This window comes from Marinobacter sp. ATCH36, assembly GCF_023555055.1.
Classification (GTDB): domain Bacteria; phylum Pseudomonadota; class Gammaproteobacteria; order Pseudomonadales; family Oleiphilaceae; genus Marinobacter.
The window spans coordinates 1-19,380 of record NZ_JAMJPL010000001.1; the positions used below are offsets into that span (position 1 = coordinate 1).

Annotated in this window: 18 protein-coding genes and 1 pseudogene; 16 read left to right on the forward strand and 3 right to left on the reverse strand. The window is 55.8% G+C overall.

What is annotated here, in order from left to right; translation table 11 throughout:
* Window positions 1–130: 130 nt before the first annotated feature.
* A pseudogene (locus M8010_RS00005) lies at window positions 131–580 on the reverse strand (AMP-binding protein); the annotation flags it as partial.
* Window positions 581–765: 185 nt separating this feature from the next.
* Between M8010_RS00005 and M8010_RS00010 the strand changes: the two are divergent.
* The 16 genes from M8010_RS00010 to M8010_RS00085 all read left to right on the forward strand — a co-directional run bounded on the left by M8010_RS00010 (window position 766) and on the right by M8010_RS00085 (window position 17,304).
* A complete protein-coding gene (locus tag M8010_RS00010; RefSeq protein ID WP_284047926.1) occupies window positions 766–1,212 on the forward strand; it encodes a MerR family transcriptional regulator in 447 nt (148 codons plus the stop codon).
* 156 nt (window positions 1,213–1,368) lie between these two features.
* The gene (locus tag M8010_RS00015) at window positions 1,369–2,535 is read left to right on the forward strand and encodes an isovaleryl-CoA dehydrogenase (RefSeq protein ID WP_250086585.1); all 1,167 of its coding nucleotides are present in this window, start codon (window positions 1,369–1,371) and stop codon (window positions 2,533–2,535) included.
* A 219-nt stretch (window positions 2,536–2,754) separates the two neighbouring features.
* Entirely contained in the window at window positions 2,755–4,362 is a 1,608-nt protein-coding gene (locus M8010_RS00020) for a carboxyl transferase domain-containing protein (protein WP_250086587.1), read from the forward strand.
* A gap of 14 nt (window positions 4,363–4,376) precedes the next feature.
* Complete coding sequence (locus M8010_RS00025) at window positions 4,377–5,180, forward strand: enoyl-CoA hydratase-related protein (RefSeq protein ID WP_250086588.1); 804 nt, start codon at window positions 4,377–4,379, stop codon at window positions 5,178–5,180.
* A gap of 2 nt (window positions 5,181–5,182) precedes the next feature.
* The gene (locus M8010_RS00030; RefSeq protein WP_250086591.1) at window positions 5,183–7,186 is read left to right on the forward strand and encodes an acetyl/propionyl/methylcrotonyl-CoA carboxylase subunit alpha; all 2,004 of its coding nucleotides are present in this window, start codon (window positions 5,183–5,185) and stop codon (window positions 7,184–7,186) included.
* Window positions 7,186–8,094, forward strand: coding sequence for a hydroxymethylglutaryl-CoA lyase (locus M8010_RS00035; protein ID WP_250086592.1), 909 nt, complete (start codon window positions 7,186–7,188; stop codon window positions 8,092–8,094). The genes M8010_RS00030 and M8010_RS00035 overlap by 1 nt, the downstream gene beginning before the upstream one ends.
* Window positions 8,091–8,669 carry a peroxidase-related enzyme gene (locus M8010_RS00040; RefSeq protein ID WP_250086595.1) on the forward strand — a complete coding sequence of 193 codons (579 nt, stop codon included), beginning with the start codon at window positions 8,091–8,093 and terminating at the stop codon, window positions 8,667–8,669. Before M8010_RS00035 ends, M8010_RS00040 begins: the two co-directional genes overlap by 4 nt.
* A 51-nt stretch (window positions 8,670–8,720) precedes the next feature.
* The gene (locus M8010_RS00045; protein WP_250086598.1) at window positions 8,721–10,409 is read left to right on the forward strand and encodes an AMP-binding protein; all 1,689 of its coding nucleotides are present in this window, start codon (window positions 8,721–8,723) and stop codon (window positions 10,407–10,409) included.
* 291 nt (window positions 10,410–10,700) lie between these two features.
* A complete protein-coding gene (locus M8010_RS00050) occupies window positions 10,701–12,512 on the forward strand; it encodes a GmrSD restriction endonuclease domain-containing protein (protein ID WP_250086599.1) in 1,812 nt (603 codons plus the stop codon).
* 220 nt (window positions 12,513–12,732) lie between these two features.
* Window positions 12,733–13,299: a hypothetical protein gene (locus M8010_RS00055; RefSeq protein WP_250086601.1), complete on the forward strand. Its 567-nt coding sequence runs from the start codon at window positions 12,733–12,735 to the stop codon at window positions 13,297–13,299.
* A gap of 211 nt (window positions 13,300–13,510) precedes the next feature.
* Entirely contained in the window at window positions 13,511–13,843 is a 333-nt protein-coding gene (locus tag M8010_RS00060) for a hypothetical protein (protein WP_250086603.1), read from the forward strand.
* On the forward strand, window positions 13,840–14,352 hold the full coding sequence (locus tag M8010_RS00065; protein ID WP_250086606.1) for a hypothetical protein: 513 nt from the start codon (window positions 13,840–13,842) through the stop codon (window positions 14,350–14,352). The genes M8010_RS00060 and M8010_RS00065 overlap by 4 nt, the downstream gene beginning before the upstream one ends.
* 457 nt (window positions 14,353–14,809) lie before the next feature.
* Window positions 14,810–15,760: a ribose-phosphate diphosphokinase gene (locus M8010_RS00070; RefSeq protein ID WP_250086608.1), complete on the forward strand. Its 951-nt coding sequence runs from the start codon at window positions 14,810–14,812 to the stop codon at window positions 15,758–15,760.
* A gap of 245 nt (window positions 15,761–16,005) precedes the next feature.
* Window positions 16,006–16,632 (forward strand): glutathione S-transferase family protein, encoded by a 627-nt coding sequence (locus M8010_RS00075; RefSeq protein ID WP_250086610.1) that lies wholly within the window; start codon window positions 16,006–16,008, stop codon window positions 16,630–16,632.
* 121 nt (window positions 16,633–16,753) lie between these two features.
* The gene (locus tag M8010_RS00080; protein WP_250086612.1) at window positions 16,754–17,071 is read left to right on the forward strand and encodes an antibiotic biosynthesis monooxygenase family protein; all 318 of its coding nucleotides are present in this window, start codon (window positions 16,754–16,756) and stop codon (window positions 17,069–17,071) included.
* Between the two features lie 29 nt (window positions 17,072–17,100).
* Entirely contained in the window at window positions 17,101–17,304 is a 204-nt protein-coding gene (locus M8010_RS00085) for a nucleotidyltransferase family protein (RefSeq protein WP_349666090.1), read from the forward strand.
* On the opposite strand, the gene M8010_RS00090 is transcribed toward M8010_RS00085, so the two are convergent.
* A complete protein-coding gene (locus tag M8010_RS00090) occupies window positions 17,289–18,224 on the reverse strand; it encodes a VOC family protein (RefSeq protein ID WP_250086616.1) in 936 nt (311 codons plus the stop codon). The genes M8010_RS00085 and M8010_RS00090 overlap by 16 nt on opposite strands.
* Before the next feature lie 103 nt (window positions 18,225–18,327).
* Window positions 18,328–19,380 carry a class I SAM-dependent methyltransferase gene (locus M8010_RS00095; RefSeq protein ID WP_250090061.1) on the reverse strand — a complete coding sequence of 351 codons (1,053 nt, stop codon included), beginning with the start codon at window positions 19,378–19,380 and terminating at the stop codon, window positions 18,328–18,330.

Sequence of the window (19,380 nt, forward strand, 5' to 3'; positions counted from 1 at the left end):
TGCGGAATCCTCTTGGGTTGGTGGTTTTGGTTCGCGCTTAAAACATACCAGATCCAAGAGGATTTTTTTATGCCTGATCAATAATATTAACCAGAAATCAATGAATTATGAGTTTCTGGATGGGCACTAGTTCGGGATCGTTGACATCAATCACCTGCGGCGGATTATCCAGCAGGCCAACCGCTTCATTAATAACTTCGCCAAACTCCCGGTCGGCGATCAGCACCTTGGCCTCGCCATGCTCAAGCATAAAGGCAATGGTTTTCGCGTCCAGGCGCGTATTCAATGCATTCAGCACCGCGCCCAGCATGGGAACGCCGAAATGGCATTCGAGCATCTCGGGGATATTCGGTAACATCGCCGCCACTGTATCCCCCTTGCCGACCCCCTTCGAAGACAGGGCAGACGAGAGGCGACGGCAGCGTTCATAGGTTTCCTGCCAGTTGCGGCGTGTTTTGCCATGAATCACTGCCGGGTATTCCGGATACACGCTGGCAGTACGAACCAGGAAATCCAGCGGTGTCAGGGTCGCGTGGTTTGCATCGGTGGGCTCAAGGCCCTGATCAAAGATCGAAGCCATACAGGTCTCCTGATGTTGTTGTTCTGGATTGGTATCCTGTTCCCATGACTATAGGGCAACGGACCGGTTTTGACACTTCCACCATACGCCGAAAATTTTTTCTGACTACCATCCGAAATTGAACCTTAAAAAACTTTACGTTTACGTAAACTTTATCTAACCTAAGTCTAAAAAGGAATCTTGCCATGGATATCAAGAAAACCTACAGCATCAGCGAACTCGCCAAAGAGTTCGACGTGACGACCCGGAGCGTAAGATTCTACGAAGATCAGGGTCTGCTCCACCCCACCAGGCGCGGCCAGACCCGGATCTTCAGCTCGAAAGACCGGGTGCGCCTGAAGCTGATCCTGCGAGGCAAGCGCATGGGTTTCTCACTGTCGGAAACCAAAGAGCTGTTCGACCTGTGGGACGAAACCCTCAGCGGCAACGAGAAGCAGCTTCTATTGATGTTGAACACCCTGGCCAACAAGCGGGAACAGCTGGAGCAGCAGAAAAACGACATCGCTCAGGCGGAAATGGAAATGGATACCGCTGAAGCCCGGTGCCGGGAAGCCCTGGCCGAGCTTCAGAAGAAAAAGCGTCAACAGGAAAAGGCTAAGAAAGAAGAGCCTGAATCCATGGAACAGAAATAACGGGAATGACAAGGTAAGCGGACAGGGCTTCCGAAACACGCTGTAAATACGTCCCTGTACGCTCGGCTCCGCCATCCATGGCTCCGCACGGTTTCGGAAGCCCTGTCCGCTTACCTCGTCAGCCAACTCTCTGCGAAGATCAAAAGGTAGCCAACAATGAAATCACAATACTCAGAGTTCAACTTCGGCCTTGGTGAGACCATCGATATGCTCCGCGAGCAGATCAACGGATTCGCCGCCAAAGACATCGCACCCCGTGCTGAAGATATTGACCGGGAAAACCTGTTTCCCAACGACCTGTGGAAAAAGTTCGGCGATATGGGCCTGCTGGGTATTACCGCCGATGAAGCCTACGGCGGCTCCGGAATGGGCTACCTGGCACACGTGGTTGCCATGGAAGAAATCAGCCGTGCGTCCGCCTCCGTGGGTCTGTCCTACGGCGCACATTCCAACCTGTGCGTTAACCAGATCAACCGCAACGGCACCGACGAGCAGAAAGAAAAATACCTGCCCAAGCTCATCAGCGGTGAACACATCGGCGCCCTGGCCATGTCCGAACCCAACGCCGGTTCCGACGTCGTCTCCATGAAACTCAGCGCCAAAGACGCCGGCGACCACTACGTGCTCAACGGCAGCAAAATGTGGATCACCAACGGCCCCGACGCCAACGTATACGTGATCTACGCCAAGACCGACCCGGCTGCCGGCCCCCGTGGCATCACCGCCTTTATCGTCGAACGCGGCACCCCGGGATTCAGCCAGGCCCAGAAACTCGACAAACTAGGCATGCGCGGCTCCAACACCTGTGAACTGGTATTCGAAGACGCCAAAGTCCCCAAGGAAAACATCATGGGCGGACTCGGCAACGGCGCCAAAGTCCTGATGAGCGGCCTCGACTACGAGCGCCTCGTCCTCTCAGGCGGTCCATTGGGCATCATGCAGGCAGCCATGGACGTAGTCGTTCCCTACATCCGCGAACGCAAACAGTTCGGCCAGGCCATCGGCGAGTTCGAACTGGTGCAGGGCAAAGTGGCTGACATGTACACCTGGATGAACACCGCCAAGTCCTACGTTTACATGGTCGCCATGTCCGCCGACCGCGGCAACACCACGAGAAAAGACGCTGCCGGCGCGATTCTCTATTCAGCGGAAATGGCCACAAAACTGGCCCTGGACGCCATCCAGCTGTTGGGCGGCAACGGCTACATCAACGAATACCCCACAGGCCGCCTGTTGCGAGACGCCAAGCTGTACGAAATCGGTGCCGGAACATCCGAAATCCGCCGGATGCTTATTGGTCGCGAGCTGTACCTGAACAAATAGAAATCAGCCCCGGGAAGCCAGCCGCCAGAACGGTTTTATAACAATACATCTGGCGCAGCAGAACTCCGGAAAGCCAGCACCTTTGTATGACAAGGCGCTGGTGGGTGGGGCTTCCGGAACCGTAAAAAACACGGATGTTTTTTACGAGCCTACAGGGACGTATTCACGGCGTGTTCCGGAAGCCCCACCCACCAGCGCCGAGGCACGGACGATGAAGCTATGACGATACTCCAAAGCAAGATCAATCCCAGGTCGGAAGAGTTCCAGGCCAACCAGGAAACCATGGCAAAAGCCGTGGCAGACCTGCGGGACAAAGTAGCCACCATCCAGCAGGGCGGCGGCCCCACCTACCAGGAACGCCACCTGGCAAGAGGCAAACTCCTCCCCAGAGAGCGCATCAACCGCCTACTGGACGACGGCTCCCCCTTCCTGGAAGTGGGCCAGTTCGCCGCCTACAACGTCTACGACGAAGAAGTCCCGGCCGCTGGCGTCGTCGCCGGCGTGGGCCGCGTCTCCGGCACTGAGTGCATGATCATCGCCAACGACGCAACCGTAAAAGGCGGCAGCTACTACCCGCTGACAGTGAAAAAACACCTCCGCGCCCAGGAAATCGCCCTGCAGAACCGCCTGCCCTGCATCTACCTCGTAGACTCCGGCGGCGCCAACCTGCCAAGACAGGACGAAGTCTTCCCGGACCGCGACCACTTCGGCCGCATCTTCTACAACCAGGCCAGAATGTCTGCCGACGACATCCCCCAGATCGCGGTGGTGATGGGCCTGTGCACCGCCGGCGGCGCCTACGTGCCCGCCATGGCCGACGAATCCATCATCGTGCGCAATCAGGGCACCATCTTCCTGGCCGGCCCGCCGCTGGTAAAAGCCGCCACCGGTGAAGTGGTCAGCGCCGAAGACCTGGGCGGCGCCGACGTACACTGCAAAATCTCTGGCGTGGCTGACCATTATGCCGAAAACGACGCCCACGCCCTGGAAATCGCCAGGCGCTGCATTTCCAACCTCAACCGTCGCAAACCGACGGACGTGGAGATCCGCAAGCCCAAGGCACCGCTGTACAACCCCGAAGAAATCTACGGCATCGTCGGCACCGATCTGCGCAAACAGTTCGACGTTCGCGACGTCATTGCCCGCACCGTCGACGGCTCCGAGTTTGACGAATTCAAACGCTACTACGGCCAGACCCTGGTCACCGGCTTTGCCCACATCCACGGCTACCCGGTCGGCATCATCGCCAACAACGGCATCCTGTTCAGCGAGTCCGCCCAGAAAGGTGCACACTTCATCGAACTCTGCTGCCAGCGCAACATCCCGCTGCTGTTCCTGCAGAACATCACCGGCTTCATGGTGGGCCAGAAACACGAGGCCGAAGGCATCGCCAAGCACGGCGCCAAGATGGTGATGGCCGTGGCCTGCGCCAACGTGCCCAAGATCACCGTACTGATCGGCGGCAGCTTTGGTGCCGGCAACTACGGCATGTGCGGCCGCGCCTACAGCCCCGACTTCCTGTGGATGTGGCCCAACGCCCGCATCTCGGTGATGGGCGGCGAACAGGCCGCCGGCGTGCTGGCGACCGTCAAGCGCGAAGGCATGGAGCGTAAAGGCCAGGACTGGAGCACCGAGGAAGAGGCCGAGTTCAAGAGGCCCATCGTCGACTCCTACGAGCATCAGGGCCATCCCTATTATGCCAGCGCCCGCCTGTGGGACGACGGCGTGATCGACCCGGCGCAGACTCGCGAAGTGGTTGCACTGAGCCTGTCCGCCACTCTCAATCGCCCTGCCAAGCCAACACGCTTCGGCGTGTTCCGCATGTGACGGAGGAGAACGCCATGACCGATCAGGAATCAGCAGTTCTGCTCAAACGCCGCAGCGACGGCGTTGCCGAAGTCGTGCTGAACCGCCCGGACAAACGCAACGCTTTTGATGACGTCATCATCCAGCAACTGATCAAGGCGCTGGAAGAAGTGGACGCGGACGACAGCACCAATGTTGTAATACTGCGCTCCGAAGGCAAACATTTCTCCGCCGGCGCAGACCTGGGTTGGATGCGCCGCATGGCCGACAACAGCCGCCAGGAAAACCTGGACGACTCGCGGGAACTGGCGCGGCTGATGAACGTCCTCAATCACCTGTCCAAGCCAGTCATCGGCCTGGTGCAGGGTGCCGCCTTCGGTGGCGCCGTCGGCCTGGCGGCCTGTTGCGACATCGTACTGGCTACCGAGAAATCCAGTTTCTGCCTTAGCGAAGTCAAACTCGGCCTGATCCCTGCCGTCATCAGCCCTTATGTCGTGCGCGCCATCGGCGAACGCCAGTCCCGCCGTTACTTCATTACCGCCGAAGTCTTCACCGCTTGGCAAGCCGAACACTTTGGCCTGGTGCATGAGGTATGTGAAGACGTGGCCGCCATGGAACGCCGCTGCGGCGAGCTGCTACTGCAGCTTGCCTTGAACGGCCCCGAGGCCATGAAAGCCGCCAAAGACCTGGTGTTCGCCGTTAGCCAAAAAGTTATCGGCAAAGACGTTATCGACGACACCGCACAACGCATCGCGGACATCCGGGTGGGTGCCGAGGGTCAGGAGGGGCTCAGTGCCTTCCTGAACAAGCGCAGAGCCAACTGGATTCCGGAGGAATAACCATGTTCAGCAAAATTCTCATCGCCAACCGCGGCGAAATCGCCTGTCGGATCATACAGACCGCCCATCGAATGGGTATTCGTGTCGTCGCCGTCTACTCAGATGCCGACGCCGATGCACGGCACGTAGCCATGGCGGACGAGGCCTTCAACATCGGCCCGGCGCCCAGCTCGGAAAGCTACCTGAAAGCCGACAAAATTATCGAGGTCGCAAAACAGAGCGGCGCCCAGGCCATCCATCCGGGTTACGGTTTTCTCTCTGAGAACACCCAGTTCGCCGAAGCCTGCGAAGCCAACAACATTGTCTTTATTGGTCCGCCCTCATCGGCCATTGCCGCCATGGGTTCCAAGTCCGCCGCCAAATCCATCATGGAAAAAGCCGGCGTACCGCTGGTGCCGGGCTACCATGGTGACGACCAGTCCCCGGACACCCTGCGCAAAGAAGCCCAGAAATGCGGCTTCCCGCTATTGCTGAAAGCCGTCGCCGGTGGTGGTGGTAAAGGCATGCGGGTCGTAGAGCGCATGGAAGAGTTCGACGACGCCCTGGCCGCCGCCAAACGGGAATCCAAGAACGCCTTCGGCAACCCCGACATGCTCATTGAACGTTACCTGACCCAGCCGCGCCACGTGGAAATCCAGGTGTTCTGTGATCAGGATGGCAAAGGCGTGTACCTGGCTGAGCGCGACTGCTCCGTGCAGCGCCGCCACCAGAAAGTGCTGGAAGAAGCCCCGGCCCCGGGCCTGAGTGACGACACCCGCAAAGCCATGGGCGAAGCGGCGGTCAAAGCCGCCCAAGCCATCAACTACGTCGGTGCAGGCACCGTGGAATTCCTCTACGACGTGGACGGCTCATTCTTCTTCATGGAGATGAACACCCGCCTGCAGGTGGAGCACCCGGTTACCGAAATGGTCACCGGCCAGGACCTGGTGGAATGGCAACTGAAAGTGGCCTGGGGCGACCCGCTGCCACTGGAACAGTGCCAGGTGAAAACCCGGGGCCACGCCCTGGAGGCACGCATCTACGCCGAAGACCCGGACCAGGACTTCCTGCCCGCCACCGGCAACCTGCGCTACCTGAGTACTCCTGATGAGAGCGCGCATGTGCGAGTGGATACGGGCGTCACCGAGGGCGATGAGATCAGCATTCACTACGACCCGATGATCGCCAAACTGATCGTATGGGACGAAACCCGGGGCCAGGCCATCAACCGCATGGTCCAGGCACTGGAGCACTACCGCATCGCCGGCGTGAAAACCAACATCCGCTTCCTGCACGCCCTGGCCGACGCGCAGCCGTTCCGCGAAGCAGACCTGACTACCGGCTTCATTGAAGACCATCGCGAGCTGCTGTTTCCAAAATCCAGACTCGACACCCACAAGGCCCTGGTACTGGCCGCAGGCTTCGTACTGGAACAGCGTAAATCCCGGGAAGTGATCAGCACCGACCCCTGGTCGCCCTTCGGCCGCCAGAACAGCTGGCGCATAAATTCCGAATACGCCCAGCCCCTGCAACTGCAGGTGGGTGAGGAAATTCATGAGCTGAAGGTTCTGGAGCGCGACGATCGCTATCAGGTATTCGTCGGCGGCAGTGTCTACAACCTCACGGCCAAACTGGACGACGACTACCTGCAAGCCGTTATCAATGGCCACCGCATCAGCATCCACGGCAACCTGCACAACGACAAGCTGGTGCTCTTCTACGAAGGTGACACCTTCCAGTGCACCGTTTATCGTGAAACCTATGGCTTTGAAGAAATGGCCGGTGACGGCAGCCTCGCTGCCCCCATGAACGGCGCCATCGTGGCGGTACAGGCAAAGGTAGGCGACAGGGTGACCGCCGGCCAGAGCCTGGTGATCATGGAAGCCATGAAAATGGAACACGCCATCAAGGCCCCGGCCGACGGCGTGGTCACCGACATCTTCTTCGCCGAAGGCGACCAGGTCTCCGAAGGCGCCGAGCTGATTGCCATTGAAGTGACCGCAGACGCGGAAGAGGAGGCAGGCTGATGGCCTTTCCCCAACAAGTACGACTGGTTGAAATGAGCCCCCGGGACGGCCTGCAGAACGAGCCCGGCCCGGTCATCAAAACCCGCATCAAAACCGGCCTGATCGACCGGCTTGCCGACTGCGGCCTCAACCACATCGAATCCGCCAGCTTCGTGTCCCCGAAATGGGTGCCACAAATGGGCGACGCAGCCGAAGTAATGGCCCGCATCAACCGCAAACCCGGCGTGCGCTACTCCGTACTCACCCCCAACCTCAAGGGCTTCGAAAACGCCCTGGCGGCCGGTGCAGACGAAGTCGCCGTCTTCGGTGCCGCGTCCGAGTCGTTTAGCCAGAAAAACATCAACTGCTCCATCGCCGAAAGCCTGGAGCGCTTCCTGCCAGTGATGGAAGCGGCCAAACAACACAACATCCCGGTACGCGGCTATGTGTCCACGGTACTGGGCTGCCCCTACGAAGGCGACATCGCCCCCGAACAGGTCGCCAAAGTCGCAAAGGCCCTCTACGACATGGGCTGCTACGAAATCTCCCTGGGCGACACCATCGGCGTAGGCACACCGCTGAAAGCCAAACGCATGCTCGAAGCGGTCACTGCCGAAGTGCCTGTCGAACTCTTAGCAGCGCACTTCCACGACACCTACGGCCAGGCCCTGGCAAACCTGTACGCCGTACTGGAAGAAGGCGTGTCGGTTATCGACGCCTCGGTCGCCGGCCTCGGCGGATGCCCCTACGCCAAAGGCGCCTCCGGCAACGTCGCCACCGAAGACGTGCTATACCTGCTTGATGGTTTAGGCATCGAAACCGGCGTCGACCTCAACAAGTTGGTCGCAACCGGCGAATGGATTAGCGGACAGTTAAAACGCCACAACGGCTCCAAAGTAGGCCAGGCGCTCGGAGGAAACTGCAAATGAGCCAGAACAAAAACGTAATAGCCCTGGATCTCCCTATCCCGGAGATCAACGACATGCCAGAAGACACCCGTAAGTACTTCCAGATCTGTCAGGAAAAACTCGGCATGATCCCGAACGTACTGACCGCCTACAGCCAGAATCTGAAACAACTCGAAGGCTTCACCCGCCTCTACAACGAACTCATGCTCGGCGAAGGCGAACTGAGCAAACTCGAGCGGGAAATGGTCGCCGTTGTCGTCTCATCAGAAAACAAATGCTACTACTGCCTGGTCGCCCACGGCGCCGCCGTACGGGTACTGAGCGGCGACCCCACTCTGGGCGAACACATGATGATGAACTACCGCACCGCCAAACTCGACAAACGCCAGCGTGCCATGCTCGATTTCGCATCCCTGCTCACGCGAACACCAGCCCTTGTCACCGAGGAGAACATCCAGGTCCTGCGGGACGCCGGCCTCAATGACAGCGCCATCTGGGACCTGAGCAACCTGATTGGCTTTTACAACATGTCCAATCGCGTGGCCATCGCCAGCGATATGCAACCAAACCACGAGTATCACAGCCAGAGTCGCTAGCAGGTTCGACACTGCTCGCCCTCGACGACAAAAACAATGGAGGCAGACACAATGAGCACGACTCTCCCAAGTTACACCAGCGGTACCTCCGAAGTGCCCCTACTGGGCATGACCATCGGCGAAATGCTCGACCGCACCGCCGAGAAATACCCGGACACAGAAGCCCTGGTCGCCCTGCACCAGGATATTCGCTGGACCTACAAAGAGTTCCAGCAGAAGGTCAACGAAGCCGCCCGTGCCTTCCTGGCCATCGGCGTTGAGCGTGGTGACCGGGTGGGCATCTGGTCCCCCAACCGCTACGAGTGGACGGTCACCCAGTTCGCCACCGCCAAGGTGGGTGCCATCCTGGTGAACATCAACCCAGCCTACGGCGTGCACGAACTGGAATACGCACTCAACCTGTCCGGCATGCGCTTCCTGGTAACCGCAGACAGCTTCAAGACCTCCGACTACCGCAAGATGATCTATGAGCTGGCCCCGGAACTGAACACCAGCCAACCCGGCCAGCTAAAGTCCCGGCGGCTGGAACAACTCGAAGGTGTGATCAACCTCGACAAGCGAAGCCACGACGGCATGTGGAGCTGGAGCGAATTCGTCAGCCTGGCTGGCGACGTGACCCAACAACAACTGGACAAACGCCAGAGCGTGCTGCAGTTTGATGACCCCATCAACATCCAGTTCACCTCCGGCACCACCGGCAACCCCAAGGGCGCCACCCTCACCCACCACAACATCCTCAACAACGGATACTTTGTGGGCGAGAGCCAGCGCCTGACCGAGAAAGACCGCCTGGTGATACCGGTGCCCCTGTACCACTGCTTCGGCATGGTGATGGGCAACCTGGGCTGCATCACCCACGGCTCCACCATGATCTACCCGGGCGAAGGCTTCGAGCCCAAATCCGTGCTGCAGGCCGTGCATCAGGAAAAAGCCACCGCCCTGTACGGCGTGCCCACCATGTTCATCGCCGAACTGGCCGAGCCGGAATTTGAAAGCTACGACCTGTCCAGCCTGCGCACCGGCATCATGGCCGGCTCCATCTGCCCGGCGGAAGTGATGAAAAAGGTCAACGGCAAGATGAACATGAAGGAGGTCCAGATTGCCTACGGCATGACCGAAACCAGCCCGGTATCCACCCAGACCAGCTCCCTCGACCCGTTCGAGAAGCAGGTCACCACCGTGGGCCGCACCCAGCCGCACCTGGAAACCAAAATCGTCGACCCCGCCAATGGCAACATTCTGCCACGGGGCGAAACCGGCGAACTCTGCACCCGCGGCTACAGCGTGATGCTGAGATACTGGAACAACCAGGAAAAAACCGCCGAAGCCATCGACGAAGCCGGCTGGATGCACACCGGCGACCTGGCCACCATGGACGAGGAAGGCTACATTCAGATCGTCGGCCGTATCAAAGACATGGTCATCCGCGGTGGCGAAAACATCTACCCGAAAGAAATCGAAGAATTCCTCTACACCCACCCGGCCATCGAGGAAGTACAGGTTACCGGTATCCCCGATGACAAGTACGGCGAAGAACTGATCGCCTGGGTAAAACTGGCCCCGGATGCCGACCCGGTGACCGGCGACGAACTGAGGGAATTTTGCAAGGGCAAGATCGCTCACTTCAAGATCCCCCGCAACTACAAGTTCGTGGATGAATTCCCGATGACCGTCACCGGGAAGATCCAGAAGTTCAAGATGCGGGAGATTTCAATTGAGGAGATGGGGTTGAAGAAGTAGGCCTTCCCCCCGTTCTTTACGTTCCTACCTCAAACCCCAGCTATGTGCTGGGGTTTGTTCTTTTTGGTCTTACCGTATACGCTAACAATAACTTTGATCTCAAACTAACCGTAGCTCCTAGTCATTAAGAATTATAGAGTATTCAATCCGCGAAGCTTCGTGCTCCATAGATTAATTAACTGTTTGCGGATTCAAAAATATTAGAACAAACAATCGATAAATTTTTTCACCAACTTAAAAGCTATCGAATCGCCGTTAGCTCTCAAATGAAAACGTTACTGAGGTATTATAATGGAGAAATCTACGACCGGCCTATCGATCAAAGGCGAAAGCATTCAAAGCCTTTACGGATCATATCTTTCAGGAACTTTTCTGGTAAACAGACGATATCAGAGAAAACTCATATGGACCGTAGAAGAAAAGCGATCTTTTTTGGATTCAATTGCAAAAGACTATCCGGTCCCGTTGATCCTTCTCGCTGAAGTTGGCACCGATCTTGGAAGGAGGCTTGAGATCATCGACGGAATGCAACGAATGAATGCAATTATGTCTTTCATTGGTCAGGAATTCGACCTCGAAGGTAGCTATTTCGATCTTGATACTATGGCCGACACAAAATTATTGAAAGATCAAAATAAACTTACCCAAAAACAACCAGTGCTTGACCGAAGTAAATGTGCCAGCATCGTCAGATATCAGGTACCGCTTTCTATTTTTCAAGAAACGGGCAACAGTCATGTTGATGAAGTCTTTAGACGATTAAATTCCGGCGGCAGAAAACTTTCAAAGCAAGAGCTCCGCCAAGCAGGAACCACAAGTAAATTTGCATCGATTGTGAGAAAAATATCTAGCAATATTCGCGGAGACTCCAGCGCATCAGACACTTTGAATTTAAGTGCAATGAAAAATATAAGCATTACAAATAAAAATTTAAATTATGGAATCCCAGTAGAAGAAATATTTTGGGTTAAAAATAGCATAATAACAAAAGAAGCACTTAGACAATCTCAAGATGAAGAAGTAATTGCTGACATCGTCGCTTGGGTCGCAATGGATAAAGGTATTCGATCAAGTTCAGACATCTTGGACCAACTATATGGCTTCAAGGAATCCACGAATGGCGATAGTGAGTCCAGTCTCTCATCCACACTGGAAATGCAGATACAGAAAATCAATGAAGATGTGGTCTTAACAAATGTTCAATTTGTTCTTGATGAACTTATAAGAGTCGTTGGTAACTCAGGAAAATCTTTTAACTCTCTTTTATTTAGGAACCAACAAGCCAAGATATCAAGATACTTTCAAATAGTGTACTTGGCTATCTATTCACTTCTTATTGACGATGGATGTGAGATAGTTGACGAAAAAATGCTTATTCAGCACTTGGATGGGGCGGGTGACAAGACCATAAAACTGTCAGCAGGCGGTGGGAACTGGTCAGCTAAAGAAAAGCAAACTCAGGTCGACGCTTTGTATGGCGTCATAAGGAATTGTTTTGGACGGCCAAAATCAAATGATCCGGCTCGAAATCAGTGGATAACGCGATTTGAAAACATTCTTATGCAGTCTTCGACTGAGCAGAATCTTTATGATTTCAAAATTGGGCTACATGATTTAAAAGAAAATTCAAACTCAATAAACAGAAGAACATTCTCAAAAATAATAAAAACTCTAACTGCAATGGCAAACACTTTCCCAAGATCAACCGGATATTGTATTTTAGGAGTGTCCGACTCGAAGGAATCGTCAGAAATTCATAAAGAGACCTATGGCTCCGAACCTATAAAGTATTCATCATTCTATGTTACAGGCGTGGATGGAGAAGCCAATCGGTACCACAATGACATTGACAAATATTTCACGAAACTAGTTCAATTTATTGATAAAGAACCGCTTGCTCAGCGTGATAAAGATAATATCTCCAGGAATATCACCACGGTCCGATACTTTGGCAAAAGCGTCATCATACTTAAGATTGAATCGGGCGACTCGCCAGCGGTTTACGATGACAAATACTATGTTCGGCACGGGAGTAATATAACGGAGATAGAGCCAGCCAACTTTGGTGACTTATTTTCTCGTTTTCACGAAAACTCAAAATAAGATTTAAGTTTTTGCTGACGTCGAGTGATTTCAGTGATTAAGCCAAAAAAGAAGCCAGCGTTACGAATAAACTCAAAAATAGAGACGAACAAACATGAGATATGTAAACGCTTCCGATTTTCGGAACAGTTCCGATTTAAACAAAACCGAGACAGAATTATTTTCTGTCGCAAAAAGCAGACAGTAGTGAGGGCGAACAAAGCCTATCAGAGCACTTGATATGGAGAAGCGGATAGATACGGTGGAAGTTCATGGCCCGTTCAGTTTTCGAGGGGATAATTCAATTTTCGGTCACTCCAAAGCCTGGGTGAACGGTTTTTATATTTGGTGCGTCCACATCAAAGATTCACGCTATCGAGCCTACTATGTAGGCGAGGCTGTGGACATAGCATCGAGGCATAAGTCACACCTCAGGGATTGCCTAAGAGGTAACTATCAGGCTCACTGCCTGGAGGGGCTTCGTGACAACCAGAGCATTTTAATGCACCGACCGGGCGACGGAATGATTCCTCGTTTTGCCCACATTGATCGCGACAAATTTAACAACGAGTTTGTTGATGAGATGTGTCTCTTTTTCGCGGAGGTTCCCAGAACCGGCGATAAACAGGCCGACAAGATACTCAGGTGTCGTTACGAGGCGGGGATCGTTCGTCACATTGAAAATGCCGGGAGAAATGTTCTCAATGTCGGGCGGATCAGTAGTTGGTCGGGTGAACCGAGCCAGATTCGGCTTGAAACCGTTGGTCTAGAGATCGAAGCTCTATCGGGGGAGGTTGTTTCAATCTAAACAGTAGTTCCAGTTCGGTCTGGGCCTCCCAGCCACAAGGCCGCCACAAGTACAAAGTGGGATATATTCATTTTCACTCGCAGATTTTGGTCCCGTTCTCAGCGATTAGCAGTCCGCACCGTTCGTGGCGACATACTGCTTTTGAGCCGATTCTGGCTTTAGGTTAGTATCTGGTGTCCTCTAGGAACTCAAGGAAAGGAGACTAGGACAAATGGAATGTCCAACTATTTCCGGACTTCGGCTGGATTATGAAGATCTGGAAGCTATTGAAGCGATCCGAAAAGCCCAGCGTAATGGAAACATGCTGGAAATCATGTTGCCGGCGGGTGTGCTGACAACGATCTTCCTTGGCAATAATTCCGCGCAGGCTGCGTACAACATCCACTCCATGGACTGGGCTCAGTTTGCAGAAGCAATGACCCACATTTCACCGATGGTCAAAATGAGAATTGTGACCATCTCCCAGATGCAGCGCCTGCGCGCCGGCCTATCCTACGAACAGACTCAATTCTGGCGTGCAGTGGAAGCGGGGTGTCAGCCATGAGAATCCGTAAGTCTGCCATCCTACTTTGCTTGGGCTTGCTGGCAGCAGCGTGCCAGGCCGGAGGAGGCGATTCTGATGCACAGCGGTACATCCAGTCAGATATCAAGCAATTGGAAGCGGCGATCGTCAGGTGTGATGAAATAGCTGCCAATAAAGCCATGCCCAGTCCAGAGATCTTTCAATTGCTCAGGCAGTATGAGTATGAAGACGTGCGCGTCTTTCTTATTACCCGGAACGCGGCGATGTCGGAGGAGTGCCAAAAACCGCACCTGACTGAACTGGCTTACACCATTGGCATGCTGGAAGCATCTACCGCTTACGCTGAAGTCGAGGATTTAATATCCAGCGTCAAGCCGCTGATGTACGGGAAAGAGACCTGGGCTCTCAAAGAGCGATACTTTCAGTTGCCGGAAACCATGAGGAAAGCTCTGGAGTCGATACCCTACTTCCAGGAGCCTTTCCGGGATATTCCCATTATCGAGGAACTGGAATCGGCGAATAGGCCATAACAATTCCACCGGCCAAGGAGAGGTTATTGGTTTTTGCGGCTTTAGCCACATCACCTTTGCTGGCCGTAAGGAAGTGAGCTTGTACAATGGGGATGGTGACGAAAAGGTCTATTCTTCGCGATTTCGGTGATGGTAATACTGCCGCTTTTGAGACATACCACAATGATCCCCGCTCTCAGGAGTTCTGTGGTTCCGAGCAGGCCAATGCCTAGCAGGGGGCAGGATGCCCGAGACTTATGGCGGTGGCTGGGGCGAAGCGTATTTGCCCCAAGCAAAACCTTGCTTACAAAGGACCGGAGGCCCCAGGTCAGGGGTTTAGTTCGTCCTTCCTGTGTTGATTAAGGCGTTTCATCACCCGGCTCTTTGTTGACTGTTCAAGGTGTGCCTATTATGGAAGGACAGATGCGGACGGAGCAGCAGTTTTCTGAGCCGCAACAGATACCATCAAGGAAATAATATGAGCAGTGAGCCGGTTCTGTTTGCACTGGAAGGTAGCCGGGCGTTTGGTCACGCCGTGGCCTCGCAGCTTGGTATTTGCCTGGCTGCCAATGAAGACCGCAACTTTGACGATGGCGAACACAAATCCCGGCCACTGGACAGTTTACGGAGCCGGGACGTCTACATTCTCCTCTCCCTGTTTGGCGAAGGAACGTCGAGCGTGAACGACAAGCTGATGCGCCTGCTGTTTTTTGTCGCCACGGCAAAAGATGCCGGTGCGAAGCGCGTCACCGCGTTGCTGCCGTATCTGGCCTATGCTCGTAAGGATCGCCGTGGCAAAAACCAGGACCCGGTCACCACACGCTACGTGGCGCAACTGTTCGAAGCCATGGGGGTGGACTGCATGGTGGCACTGGAAGTTCACAACCAGGGTGCGTTCGACAACGCCTTCCGCTGCCAGACGGTGCACCTGGAAGCCCATGACCTATTCCTCAATGCACTCAAAGACCGTGTGGGTAAAGAGCCGGTGGTAATCGTTTCCCCCGACGCCGGTGGCACAAAACGTGTGGACCGGTTCCGGGACGCCTGGGCGGATGCCGCCGGCGAACAGCCACCCACCGCGTTCCTGGAAAAGCACCGCAGAGACGGCAAGGTAACCGGCGATGCCGTGGTTGGGGATATGACGGGCAAGGTTGCCATCATCGTCGATGATATGGTCGCCAGCGGCACCACCCTGCTGCGCGCCGCCAAGGCCTGCAGGGAAAAGGGTGCCACTAAGGTTTTCGGGGTGATCACCCACGCTCTGTTCGGTCCGGGTGCAGAGCAACTTTACAGTGCGGGGGCTATTGATCAGCTTTTCATTACAGACAGCGTGACACCCCAGCAGGAACCGGAGGCCCAGGGCCGGGTTACCACCATTCCGGTTGCCGGCCTGTTTGCACAGGCCATTCGGGAGCTGCATACGGACTGAGAGCGTTTACAGGGCGGGATTACCCCGGAGTCGCTGGTGTCGATGCTGACCAGTGCCGGTTTCAGTATCGACCATGAGTGGCGGCTGGATAAGGGGTCCATTTTTCTTGTCGCCCGCAAGTGACCCCTTCCCTCAATCACAACTCAAACAGCGATTTTTAATGCGATGTCGATTTCGCGTGCTCCCGTGCGACTGGATAAGGAACTCATCGAACAAACGGTGTCTGCACACCGGAGGAGCGGAAAATGCTGAAACTGTACGGAACACCCCCAACCCGAGCCCTGCGAGTTATCTGGTTGCTCAATGAACTGGGCCTGGAGTACGAACTATACCCCATGGATCTCCTGCAAGGAGAGCAACATCGGCAAGACTTTCTTTCTCTCAACCCCGCCGCCAAAGTGCCGGTATTGGTCGACGGCAGCCTCGTGGTAACCGAATCGGCCGCGATCCAGCTTTACCTCGCCGAGAAACATCCCCAAGCGGGTTTTATCCCGGAGGCGATGGCGGACAGAGCCCAGATGTACCGCTGGATTTTCTTCCTGGTGACTGAGTTGGAACAACCCCTGTGGCGTATTGCGCGTCACACGTTCCTTTACCCGGAAGAGAAGCGGTTGCCTCAGGATATTGAACTCGCGATGCAGGACGGCAAGGAGATGGTGGCGGTGCTCGAACGACACATGGCGGAACGCGAGTTCATTGTTGGCGAAGGGCTCAGCGTGGCTGACTTCAATGCAGCGTATACGCTGGACTGGGCGAACGAAGAGAAGATGCTCGACAATGCACCAAGGTTGCGGGAATACCTGAAGTCGATGTATGCCCGCCCTACGGCTCCGATAACCATCGCAGAAGCGTTTGCGGCCATGGAAAGCTAAGCTGTCACTGCGGGGCTGTTGGCACTGGCCGGCATGCGTCATGGTAATATCCAGGCAGCAGTGGATTGAATCACTGTCTTGGGCACGACCTCATTTCAATGTACTTCACCCAGAGTGATCTATGTCAGACATCGCTAACACCCCCAAAGCTCCCTATTACGCCGTCATTTTCAGCAGCCATCGCACTGACGGCGACAACGGCTACGCCGAAATGGCCGCCCGAATGGCGGAACTAGCAGCCCAGCAACCCGGCTATCTGGGCATGGAATCCGCCCGGGAGGGTTTGGGCATTACAGTATCCTACTGGGAAAGCCTGGAAGCCATCCGCAATTGGAAGCAGAACGCCGAGCACCGGGAAGCCCAGCAGCTCGGCCATGAGCAATGGTATTCCAGTTTTCGGGTGCGGATCGCGAAGGTTGAGCGCGAATACGGGATTTAACCCGACCACGGGAGTGGCTTTTTGATCGACTGGCAGGTATGGCGCTATTTGGATTCACCGCCCGCGATACAGCAACTAGTGGCAGTGATATTGATGTGCTGGTGGAGTTCGACGGCCCGGCAACCTCCAAGCGTTATTTTGGCCCGCAGTTCTATCTGGAATATCTACTCGGCTGCGCGATCGATCTGGTCACCGAGAAGACCCAGCGCGAACAACCTCACTCCCCGTCATAAGCCGCCCTGACAGCCGCAAGATCAAACTTCTTCATCTTGAGAAACGCCTGCGTCACCCGATCAACCTGCGCCTGCGAGCCGTGGCTCATCATGTCATCCAGCTCCGCCGGTACAATCTGCCAGGACACCCCAAACCTGTCCTTGATCCAGCCGCACTGTTCCGCCTCGGGCACGGCCGATAGCCGTTCCCAGTAGTAATCAATCTCTTCCTGGCTGTCGCAGTTAACCCGGAATGACAGCGCCTCATTGAAGGCAAAATCATGCGCATGGGCGCTGTCCATGGCTGCGAACCAGGTGTTCTCCAGCATGAAGTCGGCGAACATCACCGTGCCTTCCCGGTCCGGCCCTGGGCCGGCTTCGTAGCGGTGGAGCTGCCCTTGCTGCGAGTTCCGGAATACGGACAGATAAAACAGAATGGCTTCCTCCGCCCTGCCACAGTTCTCTCCGACGAACAGCATGGCGGGAATGATCGGGGGCCGGGGTTCACCGCCGGGATCGGTGAGTATCAGTTGCCAGGAGAGGCCGTACCGGTCCTGAACCCAGCCATACCGTTTGCTGAACGGGTATTCGTCCAGCGGCATCAACACTGTGGCGTCACGTGAGAGCTGGTCCCAGGCATGATCCAGCGCTTCCCTCGCGGCCTGAGTTGGTGACGATGTCCCGAACCGTGCGGGGTCAAAGTTAACCATTAAGGAAATGGAGGGGTTTATTCGGAAGAACGGCCCGGCGCTGATAGCCATGACCGGCTGCCTCCAAAGCTTCATGGACACCACATCGCAATCACCCGAAGGTGTGTTGCGAAGCGTGGTAATGTTGGTCACCTCCGATTCCGGAAGCAGCGAGGCGTATAGTTGCGCCGCTTCCCGCGCTTCAGTGTCGTACCAGAGATGGGGAACGATCCGTTGTTTGATCCGTGGCATAGCGCTTTCCTTCTGAATGGCCGGTGATACTGCTATGTCGGGCGACCCCGCCCGGAATCGACACTATCACTGTGGAAACATAGCAGTTATACAGCCGACCACCTCAGAGGCGCGCCTCCAGGATCAGGTTGAACGGCGTTTTTGCTACCAGCCGGAAATGGCTGAAGCCGGCCTCACGGAAAACCCTCTCCAGGCGTGCTTGCCCTGCCTGTGCCCCCAGTACCAAGGTGCCACCCTCCGAGATGGAGTGGGCACAACAAATGGTGGACGAAGCCGAATAGAATAGCCGTGAGACGGTCGACAGGTTATCCCCCACGTGGTCTTCGGCAAACGGCTCGACCAGCATCACGGTGCCGCCAGGGGCGAGTGTCCGGGCGGCGTGGCGTACCGACGCGACCGGGTCGCCCAGGTCATGCAGGCAGTCGAAGAAGCAGATCAGCCCGTACTGCCGGTCCGGATAGTCGGTTGCCCTGGCTTTGTCGAAAGCAACGCGATCGGTTACGCCTTCTGTTGTTGCATTCTCTCGCGCTTCGCTGAGTGAAGGCTCGTGTACGTCAAATCCGTAAAAGCTGGACTGGGGGAATGCCCGGGCCATTAGCACGGTGGAGTAGCCGTGGCCGCAACCTACATCAGCCACGTTAATGCCTCGGTCGAGCTGCCCGACAACGCCTTCGAGCGCGGGCAGCCATTCGGGCACCAGGCTGGCCCGGTAGCCGTTACGGTAGAAGGCCGCGGACCCACAATGCAGGCCGCTGCTGTGCTCGCCCCAGGCCACGCCCTTGCCGGTGCGGAACGCTTCCAGGGTTTTATCCTCGTCGAACCACATGGACGCCGGAGTCTGCCATGCAGGTGGTATGAACACCGGGCTGCTTTCATCAGCCAGCACCATGGCCTGTTCCGGCGAGAGCTCATAGGTGTTGCTTGCTGAGTGATAGTCAACGTAGCCGCCCGCTGCCTGGGCGTTCAGCCACTCCTGGAGATAGCGCTCGGCGCAACCCGTGCTTGCGGCAAGCTCCTGAGCCGTGATGGGGCCGGCGCCGGCCATGGCCTTATAAAGGCCCAGTTTATTGCCGATGCTGACCATCACACCGCCATAGGCGGAAGACAGGTCACTGACGGCGCGTGCGACAAAAGATTCCAGTTTGTTCTGGTCAAT